Origin of the sequence: Arthrobacter sp. 9E16, assembly GCF_002929435.1 — a bacterium.
Classification (GTDB): Bacteria; Actinomycetota; Actinomycetes; order Actinomycetales; family Micrococcaceae; genus Arthrobacter_B; species Arthrobacter_B sunyaminii.
Map to the genome: position 1 here is coordinate 353,129 of NZ_PJIU01000003.1, position 12,074 is coordinate 365,202.

9 protein-coding genes, 1 tRNA gene and 2 pseudogenes are annotated in these 12,074 nt (G+C 65.6%); 11 read left to right on the forward strand and 1 reads right to left on the reverse strand.

The window, feature by feature from the left end; all coding sequences use genetic code 11:
• Positions 1 to 100 precede the first annotated feature (100 nt).
• The 10 genes and pseudogenes from CXR00_RS13975 to CXR00_RS14015 form a co-directional block, all read left to right on the forward strand.
• Positions 101 to 700: pseudogene (locus CXR00_RS13975) on the forward strand (DedA family protein); the annotation flags it as partial.
• A 214-nt stretch (positions 701 to 914) separates the two neighbouring features.
• Positions 915 to 2,084: an adenosine deaminase gene (locus CXR00_RS13980; protein WP_258060479.1), complete on the forward strand. Its 1,170-nt coding sequence runs from the start codon at positions 915 to 917 to the stop codon at positions 2,082 to 2,084.
• On the forward strand, positions 2,077 to 2,769 hold the full coding sequence (locus CXR00_RS13985) for a MazG nucleotide pyrophosphohydrolase domain-containing protein (RefSeq protein ID WP_258060480.1): 693 nt from the start codon (positions 2,077 to 2,079) through the stop codon (positions 2,767 to 2,769). The genes CXR00_RS13980 and CXR00_RS13985 overlap by 8 nt, the downstream gene beginning before the upstream one ends.
• Positions 2,770 to 2,926: 157 nt before the next feature.
• Positions 2,927 to 4,210 (forward strand): phosphopyruvate hydratase, encoded by a 1,284-nt coding sequence (eno, locus tag CXR00_RS13990; protein ID WP_104055161.1) that lies wholly within the window; start codon positions 2,927 to 2,929, stop codon positions 4,208 to 4,210.
• A gap of 111 nt (positions 4,211 to 4,321) precedes the next feature.
• Positions 4,322 to 5,143 carry a septum formation initiator family protein gene (locus CXR00_RS18625; RefSeq protein WP_258060481.1) on the forward strand — a complete coding sequence of 274 codons (822 nt, stop codon included), beginning with the start codon at positions 4,322 to 4,324 and terminating at the stop codon, positions 5,141 to 5,143.
• A gap of 123 nt (positions 5,144 to 5,266) precedes the next feature.
• A pseudogene (locus CXR00_RS18630) lies at positions 5,267 to 5,836 on the forward strand (DUF501 domain-containing protein); the annotation flags it as partial.
• Positions 5,837 to 5,866: 30 nt separating this feature from the next.
• Entirely contained in the window at positions 5,867 to 6,958 is a 1,092-nt protein-coding gene (locus tag CXR00_RS18635; RefSeq protein ID WP_368783719.1) for an exopolyphosphatase, read from the forward strand.
• A gap of 56 nt (positions 6,959 to 7,014) precedes the next feature.
• Positions 7,015 to 8,373 (forward strand): S8 family serine peptidase, encoded by a 1,359-nt coding sequence (locus CXR00_RS14005; protein ID WP_104055512.1) that lies wholly within the window; start codon positions 7,015 to 7,017, stop codon positions 8,371 to 8,373.
• 31 nt (positions 8,374 to 8,404) lie between these two features.
• Entirely contained in the window at positions 8,405 to 9,793 is a 1,389-nt protein-coding gene (locus CXR00_RS14010; RefSeq protein ID WP_104055163.1) for an NAD(P)/FAD-dependent oxidoreductase, read from the forward strand.
• Positions 9,794 to 9,908: 115 nt separating this feature from the next.
• Positions 9,909 to 9,981 (forward strand) — tRNA-Leu (locus CXR00_RS14015).
• 9 nt (positions 9,982 to 9,990) lie between these two features.
• Here the strand turns inward: CXR00_RS14015 and CXR00_RS14020 are convergent.
• Complete coding sequence (locus CXR00_RS14020) at positions 9,991 to 10,263, reverse strand: hypothetical protein (RefSeq protein WP_104055164.1); 273 nt, start codon at positions 10,261 to 10,263, stop codon at positions 9,991 to 9,993.
• A gap of 327 nt (positions 10,264 to 10,590) precedes the next feature.
• On the opposite strand from CXR00_RS14020, the gene CXR00_RS14025 reads away from it, so the two are divergent.
• Complete coding sequence (locus CXR00_RS14025; protein WP_104055165.1) at positions 10,591 to 11,991, forward strand: ABC transporter substrate-binding protein; 1,401 nt, start codon at positions 10,591 to 10,593, stop codon at positions 11,989 to 11,991.
• Positions 11,992 to 12,074: the final 83 nt, after the last annotated feature.

The window sequence follows — 12,074 nt, forward strand, 5'->3', positions numbered from 1 at the left end:
CCGGGCTCCGGGGTTGGCGGGCACCAATGCACTGATGGCATCGTTGTAGGTACCAGAGACCGATTCCGAGGAGAGCAGCCTGCCCGTGCTGAGCGCCGCAATGGACAGTATTAACAACTTCATCCTGACCTCCGCTGACGCTTGGTGGGTCTACCTGGTTCTGTTTACCTTCTGTCTGATCGACGGGTTCTTTCCCCCCGTGCCGAGCGAATCCATTGTGGTGGGGCTGGCCGCGCTGGTGGCCACCGGTGCCGGCCCCAATCCCTGGCTGCTGATGGCCGCTGCGGCGGGCGGCGCATTCCTGGGTGACAACCTGGCGTACCTGATGGGGCGGGGGATCGGCATTGACCGGTTCCGGTGGATGCGCGGACCCCGGATGCAGCGCGGATTCGTCTGGGCCCGCAAGGAGCTGGACAAGCGTGCTGTCTCCCTGATCCTGGTGGCCCGCTTCATTCCCATCGGTCGTGTGGTCGTCAACCTCACCGCCGGAGCGACCGGTTTCCCGCGGCGGCTCTTTGTGGGCCTGACCGCGATGTCCGCAGTGTTGTGGGCGGCATACAGCGTTGCCGTTGGAGCAGTGGCCGGCACCTGGTTCAAGGACAACCACCTGCTGGGCGTAGTGGTGGCCATTGCAGTGGCCATGGTCCTGGGCCTCATCATCGACCGGGTCATTACCAAGCTCCGCGGCCCCACACCCCTGCAGACCACCCGGGACGCGGCCCGGTTGCGTGTCGAAGCGGCGCGGGCAGCCCAGTCGGCAAGCGCATCCCAGTCTTCCAGCGCCCGCCGGACCGACGGCGGCACCGACGGCGGCAGGCATACCGATGACACCAGGCAGGACATTGAAAACCGGGCCGAAACACCCTGAACCGGCCCGCCCGGAACAGTGCCGCAGCTCACGTAGAGTTGGAACCGTGACTGAGCCTATTCTTCTTCCCGCCTCTGACCCGACCCTCGACATCCTCAACCTGCCCAAGGTTTCGCTGCACGACCATCTTGACGGCGGGCTGCGTCCCGCAACGATCATCGAGCTGGCTGCACAGGCCGGACACGAACTGCCCTCCACCGATCCGGTGGCGCTGGGGGAGTGGTTCCGCGAGTCTGCGGACTCGGGCTCCCTGGTCCGGTATCTGGAAACGTTTGACCACACGATTGCCGTCATGCAGACCCGAGAGGGCCTGGCGCGGGTGGCCCGTGAATTCGTTGAGGACCTCGCCGACGACGGCGTGATCTACGCCGAAATCCGCTGGGCACCGGAGCAGCATCTCAAGGGCGGACTGAGCCTGGACGAGGTTGTGGAAGCGGTCCAGGATGGGCTGGACGCGGGAGTGGAAGCAGTGGAAGCGCAGGGCCGCCTGATCCAGGTGGGCCAGCTCCTCACCGCCATGCGCCATGGCGACCGCGGCATGGAGATTGCCGAACTGGCCGTCCGGCACCGCCACAACGGAACCGTGGGCTTTGATATCGCGGGAGCCGAGGACGGATTTCCGGCCTCCCGCTTCGCGGATGCTTTCACGTACCTCGCTGAGAACCAGTTCCCCGTTACCGTTCATGCCGGCGAGGCTGCCGGGGTGCAGAGCATCAAGGACGCCCTGGTGCACGGGCGCGCGCTGCGCCTGGGGCACGGTGTGCGGATAGCCGAGGACATCGAGGTTGACTTCGACGACGACGCCGAAGACGCCGGCAGCGCGGCAGACGGCCTTGGAGACGACACTGCGGTGGGCATGGTGACCATTGGACAGGTGGCCGGCTGGGTGCGGGACCGCGGCATTCCGCTGGAAATCTGCCCCTCCTCAAATCTGCAGACCGGTGCCATTGCCTCCTTCGGTGAGGACATCGAATCCCACCCGATCGACCTGCTGTACCAGACGGGTTTCCAGGTCACGGTGAACACCGATAACCGGCTGATGAGCGGTGTCACGCTGACCGGCGAGTTCGAGCTGCTGGCTGAGGCCTTCGACTACGACCTGGACGACATCCTGGAACTCACCATGAACGCCGTGGATGCCGCGTTCCTTCCGCTGGAAGAACGCGACGCGCTGGCCGCCTACGTGACGGAAGGCTTCAATCAGGCCCGTGGCTGATTCAGTGCCAAACAGCGACGGCGATGACCTGGGCCGGCGGTTCACCCGCCTGGCCGGGATCATCGCTGTCCTGCGGGAACGCTGCCCGTGGACGGCCGCGCTGACGCACGAGTCCCTGCTGGAGTACCTCGTCGAAGAAGCCTACGAGGTTGTCGAGGCAGTGGAAGCAGGCCACACAGGTCCGCAGGATGCCGGTGAGCTTGCCGGAGAGCTGGGCGATGTCCTGTTCCAGGTACTGCTGCACGCCCGCCTGCAGGAAGAATCCGGCCATTTTGGGATCGGGGACGTGGTGGATTCGCTGACCGCGAAAATGATCCGCCGCAATCCGCACGTGTTTGCCCCCGACGGTTCCGTCCGAACGGAAACCACGGACGATCCCGGGGAAATCGAACGGGCCTGGGACGAGGTCAAAAAACAGGAGAAACCCGGCCGGACCTCGCCGTTCGACGGCATTCCGGCAGGACTCCCGGCACTCCTGCTGGCCGCCAAAACCCTGGACCGGGCCCGGCGTGCCGGGCGAGAGGTTCCGCCTGCCGCCCCCGACACAGCCCCGGACCGTATCTGGCGGGATTCGGAGGAGCTGGGAGACCACCTGTTCGACGTCGTGCGCCAGGCACAGGCGCAGGGCCTGGACGCGGAAGCCGCTCTGCGTGCCGCAGTGCGCCGCTTTACGGCCGGGCAATAGGGCACTCAGCGTTTGAGTGCAACCGGGTATAAGTCGGATTGGCGCCCAAGGGCCTTACTACGGCGCCGGTTTCAACTAGGCTGGAAGCAGACAGCGTGGCCCGTTTCATAGGCCGGGCTCAAGTTACCCCTAGGTTCCAACGAACAGGAGCATTCCCATGGCAATCATTGATGCCATTCACGCCCGCGAAATCCTGGATTCCCGCGGAAACCCCACCGTTGAGGTAGAGGTTCTGCTGGATGATGACACGTTTGGCCGCGCAGCGGTTCCCTCCGGAGCTTCCACCGGAGCCTTCGAAGCCAATGAGCGCCGCGACGGCGAAAAGACCCGTTACCAGGGCAAGGGTGTCCTGCAGGCCGTTGAAGCGGTCATCGAGCAGATCCAGCCCGCACTGCTGGGCTTCGACGCCGCCGACCAGCGCGCCATCGACCAGGCCATGATTGACCTGGACGGCACCGAGAACAAGTCCGGCCTGGGCGCCAATGCCATCCTCGGCGTTTCCCTGGCCGTGGCCCGTGCCGCAGCCGAATCCGCCGCCCTGCCCCTGTACCGCTACCTCGGCGGACCCAACGCGCACATCCTGCCCGTGCCGCTGATGAACATCCTCAACGGCGGCTCGCACGCGGACTCCGACGTCGACATCCAGGAATTCATGATTGTTCCCCTGGGCGCCCAGACCTACTCCGAGGGCCTGCGCTGGGGTGTTGAGGTCTACCACAACCTCAAGTCCGTGCTGAAGGAAAAGAACCTTTCCACCGGTCTGGGTGACGAAGGCGGCTTCGCTCCGAACCTGCCCTCCAACCGTGCAGCCCTGGACCTGATCCTCGAGGCCATCACCCGCGCCGGCTACACGCCGGGCACGGACATCGCCCTGGCCCTGGACGTTGCCTCCTCGGAGTTCTTCAAGGACGGCGCGTACCTCTTCGAAGGACAGAACCGCAGCGCCGAGGAAATGTCCGCGTACTACGAGGAACTGGTCCGCGACTACCCGCTGGTTTCCATCGAAGATCCGCTGGACGAAAACGACTGGGATGGCTGGGTTGCCCTGACCGCGCGCCTGGGCGACAAGGTGCAGCTCGTTGGCGACGACCTCTTCGTCACCAACCCCACCCGCCTGGAGACCGGCATCAAGATGAACGCCGCCAACTCCCTGCTGGTCAAGGTCAACCAGATCGGTACCCTCACCGAAACCCTGGACGCCATCACCATGGCCCAGCGTGCCGGTTACACCACCATCACCTCGCACCGCTCCGGCGAAACCGAGGACACCACCATCGCTGACATCTGCGTGGCCACCAACGCAGGCCAGATCAAGACGGGCGCCCCCGCCCGTTCCGAGCGCGTAGCCAAGTACAACCAGCTGCTGCGCATCGAAGAAGAGCTCGACGACGCCGCCCGTTACGCAGGACGCAGCGCGTTCCCGCGTTTCACGGCAGAGTAAGCCTGCTGCTGGTGGGTACCCTCGTTAACGAGGGTGCCCGCCAGTTGTGTTTAAGCCCTGTGTTATCGAAATAGCTGCGCTTCAGGCCAGTCCGCATTATCAAGGAGTTCCATGCCCACCCGACGTCCGAAAGTCCCCAAGGCATCCGGCGGGGACGGCTCCAGCACCGGGGGGCGCACCAGCCGAAGTGCCCAAAAGCCAGCCCGTAAGCGGAACGCCGCTGCGGATCCGGACATCATCAGCGCCACAAAACCGGTGGAGGGCGCCTCGGACGCCGGCATAGGGGTGTCCCGGTCTCGGGCGGAATCAGCGCCGTCATCCAAAGCGTCCGCCAAAGCCCCGTCCGCTAAAACCTCAGCTCCGAAAAACTCCAAATCCCGGGCTGGAACCGCCAAGCAGCCAACCGGTCCGGGAACTGCGCGTTCCGTCGACGATGCAGCGGCGCCCGGCAAAGCGGCTGCCGCTGCCGGCAGGCTGCGGCGGCGTTCCCGGATCCTGTCCGAAGACAGCGGCACCACAGGAGCCCCGGCGGAGTCCTCGGATGAGCTGCGTCCGGTTCCGGCGAAGGCCTTCTCCGGCCGGCTGCTGGTTCTGGCTATGGTCACGCTGGTGGTGACGGTCCTGCTGGCGCCGTCGGTGAACACGTACCTGCACCAGCGCTCGGACATCGCTGCGCTGGAAGCCGAGATCGCCGAGCAGAAGGAAACCTCCGGCGCTCTTCAAGCCCAGCTCCAGCGCTGGGAGGACCCCAGCTACATCAAGCAGCAGGCCCGGGAACGGATTTTCCTGGTCATGCCGGGGGAGACCCGGTATCTGGTCAAGGGCGAGCAGGGCGTGGAGGACGTGGAGCAGGAAGCCCAGGAACAGGGTGAGGACCTGCGGTGGGTTGATGCACTGTGGGACTCCGTCAAGAGAGCAGCCAACGCACCCTAAGCCTGCCGCCGCTCCGGCGGTCCGGACGCCGCGGCTGCCGCGGCTTTCTGCGCACAGTAATCTTAGAAGCGCAGTTATCAATAGCCCGGGCCTCGTCCAGGCCCTCAGGAAGGAACCTCCGGCATGACCCAGGAGCAGCTCACCCCCACCTCCGAAGACTTGGAGACCCTGAGCCGGCAGCTCGGCAGGCCGGCACGCGACGTCGTCGAAATCGGTGCCCGCTGTGTCTGCGGGAATCCCCTCGTTGCCACCACGGCTCCGCGCCTGAGCAACGGCATTCCTTTCCCCACTACCTACTACTTGGCACACCCGGTCATCACGGCAGCCGTTTCCCGGCTTGAAGCCTCCGGTCTCATGACCGAAATGACCGAGCGGCTGGAGCAGGATCCGGAGCTCGCCGCCCGCTACCGGAAGGCGCATGAGGCGTATCTTCAGGTGCGCAATGAAATTGGTGCCCGCACCGGCGTTGGTCCCGTTCCCGAGATCGACGGCGTCTCCGCCGGCGGCATGCCCACCCGGGTTAAATGCCTGCATGTGCTGGTGGGCCACTCGCTGGCCGCAGGCCCCGGGGTGAACCCGCTGGGCGACGAAGCGCTGGAGCGCATCTCTGAATGGTGGACCGCGGATCGCTGCTATTGTGAGGGCGCGTGGGACACCACGGGTGCGGCGCCCAGCCGTGACCTGAGCCGGCACACCAAAACCCAGGGGCTGTCCCCTCAGGAGCTGGATGCCAAACGTGCCGCCCGACGCGAGGCCGTCGAGGCCGCAGCCAACGCCGAACATCAGGGGGATGCCGTGCAGGAACAAAGCAGCGCACCACAGCAGCCGGACACCGAAGCCGGCGCAGCGGACACCGTGCGGCCGGCCGTGAGGGTTGCCGCCGTTGACTGCGGAACAAATTCCATCCGCCTGCTGATCGCCGACGTGACTCAGGACGAAGGCGCAACCAAGCTGACCGACGTCGTCCGCCTGATGCGGGTCAACCGCCTGGGACAGGGCGTGGACGCCACCGGACGGCTGGCGCCTGAGGCACTGCAGCGCACCTTCGAGGCAGCGGATGAATACGCTGCCCTCATCCGCGAGCACGGTGCCGAACGGGTCAGGTTCGTGGCCACCTCCGCCAGCCGCGACGCAGAGAACCGCGGGGAATTCGTGGCGGGAATCCGCGAACGGCTGGGTGTGGAGCCCGAGGTCATCAGCGGAGACGAAGAGGCCGCACTTTCCTTCGCCGGGGCCACCAGTGTCCTGGGCGCCGGCAATGGTGCCAAAACGCTGGTGGTGGACCTCGGCGGCGGCAGCACCGAATTTGTCCTCGGCACCTCGGACCGTGTGCTGGCGGCTAAGAGCACCGACATGGGATGCGTGCGGTTCACCGAACGCCATCTCACCTCCAATCCGCCCACCGACGCCCAGATTGCGCTGGCGCGCGGAGACGTCCTGGACATGATTGCCCAGGTGCTCTCCACTGTTCCGCTGGCCGAGGCCGACCGGCTGGTGGGTGTTGCCGGCACCATCACCACGGTGACAGCGCACGCCCTCCGCCTGCCGGAATACTCCGCCGAGGCGATTCACGGCACCGAACTGGACATTTCCCGCATCGACCAGGCTGCCCGGGAGCTGCTGCACATGGACCGGGAAGCACGGGCGGCGCTGCCGTACATGCACCCGGGCCGGGTGGACGTGATCGGTGCCGGTGCACTGATCTGGCAGACCATTGTGGACCGCGTGTCGGAACTGACGGACGGAAAGGTCTCCTCGGCGATCACCAGCGAGCACGACATCCTGGACGGCATAGCCCTGAGCGCCGCGCGGTGACCACAGCGTCGGCGGTTTTGGGACTGCGGCAGCGGAAGGGGCGGGGTGGAATCCTGGTGGCGGCGCTGCTGGCGCTTACCCTCGTTCCGGCTGCCCCGGCCTCTGCTGACGAATGGCGGGACAAACAGTACTGGCTGGCGGACTATGGCTTCGACGACGCCTGGGCCGTGAGCCAGGGCGAGGGCGTGAAGGTGGCGGTCATCGACACCGGAATTGATCCCACCCACCCGGACCTTATTGGTGCAGTTACCGGGGGAACCGACGTTTCCGGTGCCGGAGATCCGTCCGGAAGCAGCGGGCTGGGCGACAATCCCTCGCACGGGACGCTGGTGGCAACACTGCTGGCCGGACGGGGCCATGCTCCCGACGAGCCGCCGGCAACCTCCGCACCGAAGAAGGACGGGGACAAGGACGAGAAGAAGGAGCCGGCGCCCGCCAAGGAGAAGAAGAACTCCGAAGGCATCATCGGCGTGGCGCCCAAGGCTGAGCTGCTGGCGGTATCGGCCTGGATCGGACCGGACAATCCGGCCGGAATTCCTATTGAGGACCAGATTCCGGCCGCCATCCGGTGGTCCGTGGACAACGGCGCAAAAGTCATCAACATGTCCCTGGGCAGCAGCTCCACCTCCTGGCCGGAAAGCTGGGATGACGCCTTCCTCTACGCCGAGCAGCAGGACGTGGTGGTGGTTGTCGCCGCCGGCAACCGCGGTGTGGGCATAGTCCAGGTGGGCGCTCCCGCCACCATCCCCGGTGTGCTGACAGTGGCCGGGGTGGACCGCAACGGTGAGGCAAGCTGGGATTCGTCCTCCGAGGGGATCAGCATCGGGGTTGCGGCTCCGGCGGAGAATCTGGTGGGCGGCCTGCCGGGCGGTCCTGCCCGGTATGCGGGCTGGAGCGGAACCTCCGGTGCGGCGCCTCTGGTGGCGGGCACCGCGGCGCTGATCCGTTCCGCGTACCCCGAACTGAGTGCCGCAGAGGTCATTAACCGCATCATCAGCACTGCACGTGACGCCGGGGCTCCGGGACAGGACACCCTGTACGGCTACGGCATCCTGGATGCAGGGGCGGCGCTGACCTCCGATGTTCCGTCCGTCACCGCGAACCCGCTGGGCAACATCGCTGACTGGATCCGCATTCATCGCCGGGACGCTTCCACGGCTCCGGCAGTGGACGCTCCGGTTGCCGTGGAACCGACTGCACCGAACCTGCCCGAACCCACCGTGCCGGAAGCTCTGGCGCCCGGAACGAAGACCGATTTACTGCCCGGAACCCTTGTCCTGGGCTTCACTGGACTAACGCTGGCCGTGGCGGCGGCGGGCACGGTGGCCGTTGTCCGGGCACGTCGCCGGGAGGCGGAATGCCCCGCTTCGGAGGACACGGACACCGGGGAGCTGGAGTCTTCCAAACTCTCGTGAAGGTTTTCACAAACTCGGGTACCATGAGGATATGGCATCTACAACACAGTTTTCAGACCGTCCGCGCGTCCTGGTGGTAGGCGGTGGCTACGTAGGTCTCTATGTAGCCAAGAACCTCCAGAATAAGGTCAAGGCTGAGGGCGGCATCGTCACCGTTGTGGACCCGCTGCCGTACATGACGTACCAGCCGTTCCTCCCCGAGGTTGCAGCTGGCACCATTGAGGCCCGCGACGCTGTTGTATCCCACCGCATGCACCTGAAGAACACCGAACTGATCACCGGCAAGGTTATTTCCATCAACCACGCCGCCCGCACGGCCATGGTTGAGCCGGCTGACGGCGGAGAGCCGTTCGAGCTTCCCTACCAGGACGTTGTCCTGGCCGCAGGCTCGATCACCCGCACCTTCCCGATTCCGGGCCTCGCCGAGGCCGGCATCGGCATGAAGAGCATTGAAGAAGCCGTCGCCACCCGCAACCACGTGCTGGAGCGGATCGAAACCGCTTCCCTGATGCCCGCCGGACCGGAGCGCGAGCGCGCCCTTACTTTCGTCGTCGTCGGCGGCGGCTTTGCCGGCATCGAAACCCTCACCGAACTTGAGGACATGGCCCGCGACGCCGCACGGCTCAATGACCGGCTGAAGCGTGAAGACCTCCGCTTTGTGCTGATCGAAGCCATGGGCCGCGTCATGCCCGAGGTCAAGCCCGACCAGGCTGAGTGGGTTGTCTCCAGCATGCGCGAGCGCGGCATCGAGGTGCTGCTGAACACCTCGCTGGCCTCCGCCGAGGACGGCGTCCTGAAGCTCATCAACATGGCGGACAAGTCCCCGGCCGGTGAATTCGCTACCGACACCCTGATCTGGACCGCCGGCGTGCAGGCCAACCCGATGGTCCGCGCCACCGACTTCCCGATCGACGAGCGCGGCCGCGTCCGTGCCAACGCTGAACTGCGCATCACCGGCGACGACGGCCCCCTTGAAGGTGCATGGGCTGCCGGCGACGTCTCCGCTGTTCCGGACCTCTCCGGCGGCGGCGTGGGCGGCTTCTGCGTTCCGAACGCGCAGCACGCCGTGCGTCAGGCCAAGCTGCTTGCCAAGAACATCGTGGCCGCACGCTACGGCGAGGGCAGCATCGAAGAGTACAACCACAAGAGCCTCGGCGCCGTTGCAGGCCTGGGCCAGTACAAGGGCGTCGCCAACATCATGGGCTTCGGCATGAAGGGCTTCCCGGCCTGGCTGGCACACCGCGGCTACCACGGCATGGCCATGCCCATGTTCGAGCGCAAGTTCCGCGTCATCTCCGGTTGGGTGCTGAATGTAGCGTTCCGCCGCGACCTCACCGATCTGCGCAATCTGAAGAACCCGCGTTCCACCTTCAAGGCTGCTGCTACGCCGCCGAAGAAGAAGGAAATGGCCGGCAAGTAGGCCTGAGCCTCCAGCAACGCGTACGACGGCGGTTCCTCCTTGGCGGAGGGGCCGCCGTCGTTGTTTCCGGGGTGCAGCGTCCATCCAGTAGGCTTGAGCAGAAGCTTTTGCTTCAGCCCCAGTAGCCCAATGGCAGAGGCAACAGACTTAAAATCTGCGTGTTGTCGGTTCGAGTCCGACCTGGGGTACCGCAGGGCCTACGACGTCGGCCCCGTGCGGCCGCCCGGATCCACCACCCCCGTCTCGTCCGGATGTGCCACCCGCAGGTGTGCCGTGATCATGCGGACTGCCTCTTCCTCCGTGTCCACGTCATATTCCCAGCTGCAGGAACAGCACCGCGCGTGCGGGGAGCCGTCCTCTGCCACCGAGACGCCCCACGCATCGTCGGGAAGCAGGTAGAACCCGCCGTAGGTGCCGGACCATTCCCGGAGCGGGGGATCCCTGTGGCTGCTGCCGCGCTGCTCGATCATGCAGGTTATTCGGAGCCGCCCGGTGTAGGGATGGGTTCCGGTCGTCACCGTGAACACCGGGAACGCGGCTGATTCGTTCCATGAAAAAACCGGGATCCTGGTGGTGGCGGTCCTGGCTTCGCCGACGTCATGCTGCGCAGCGGGGTCACGTTCTAGCCGGGTGACCCCCGTGAAGCAAGTGGTTGGAGCGCTCCCTGTGACGAGTGTTACAAGGACGTAACCCTAAACTCTTATTTTTGACTCATTATTCAACTAGCTTTTCTCCTAGATCAGGAACACCTGACAAGGGCATCAAAGGCCTCCGCCTTTCGATCTGGGAGATTATCTATGACTGCACTACGCACCACGGGCCGCCCCGGCCTGGAAGGTTACAGCCGGGCGGCCAAGATCGCGGCGCTGGGGCTCGGTTTTGCGCTGTTCGCCTCCGGCTGCAGCGGGGGAGACTCGGGAACCGAGTCGAATGAATCGGCCGCGCCGTCGTCCTCCTCCGCTGACGCCGCTGCGGCAGGAGCCGTGACCTGCCCGGAAAACGAAGGCGGCAAGGGCACGGATCCGGGGGAGAAGGGCGATCCCACCGCGGTTCCGGCCAGCACCGGCACCACCGACGTCCCGCTGAAAATCGGCACCCTGCTGCCCACCACCGGCGAGCTCGCGTTCCTCGGTCCGCCCGAGATAGCGGGCACCAACCTTGCCGTCGAGGAGATCAATGCGGCAGGAGGCGTCCTCGGCAAGCCGGTGGAAATCATTCACCGCGACTCCGGCGACACCCAGACCGACATTGCCACCCAGTCCGTGACCAACCTGCTCAGCCAGGGCGTCAGCGCGATCATCGGTGCTGCGTCCTCCGGGGTGTCCAAGACCGTCATCGGCCAGATCACCGGCGCCGGCGTCATTCAGTTCTCGCCGGCCAATACGTCCCCTGATTTCACGACCTGGGATGACAACGGACTGTACTGGCGCACCGCGCCCTCGGACGTCCTGCAGGGGCGCACCCTCGGCAACTACATCATGAGCTGCGGCGCGCAGACGGTGGGCATGATTGTCCTCAATGATGCGTACGGCACCGGGCTGGCCAGCAACATCCGCAGCTCGGTGGAGTCCGCGGGTGGCCAGATCATCGCCGAAGAGATGTTCAACGAAGGTGACTCTCAGTTCAGCAGCCAGGTTGACGCCGTCGCTGCCTCTGATCCGGACGCCATCGTGGTCATCAGCTTCCAGCAGGCAACGAGCATCGTTCCCCTCCTGACGGCCAAGGGCGTTGACCCCACGCAGCTGTTTTTCGTGGACGGCAACACCTCGGACTTCAGCGACGACCTCGATGCGGGAACCCTCGAAGGCGCCCAGGGAACCATTCCGGGGCCGTTCGCCTCGGACAACTTCAAGGAATCCCTGCTGGCGATTGATCCGAGCCTGAAGGACTGGTCCTACGCCGGCGAGAGCTACGACGCCGTCACCATGACGGCACTGGCCGCAGAAGCTGCGGGCAGCACCGACGGCGCCGCCATTGCAGCCGAGCTGCAGGGCGTCTCCGCCGAAGGCGAGAAGTGCTTCGACTACGCCGGTTGCGTCACCATCCTGCGGGGCGGCGGCGACATCGACTACGACGGCTACTCCGGACCGGTGACCTTCGATGAGAACGGTGACCCGACCGAAGCGTTCATCGGTATTTACCAGTTCGACGCCGACAACAAGCCGGTGCCGAGCCGTTCAGAAGAGGGCAAGCTCTAAGAACCTCTTCAGCACCGCACAAAGCAACCCCCGCCGGTCGGTACCGGCGGGGGTTGCTTTTGTTTGGCGGGGGAAGCGCCGGG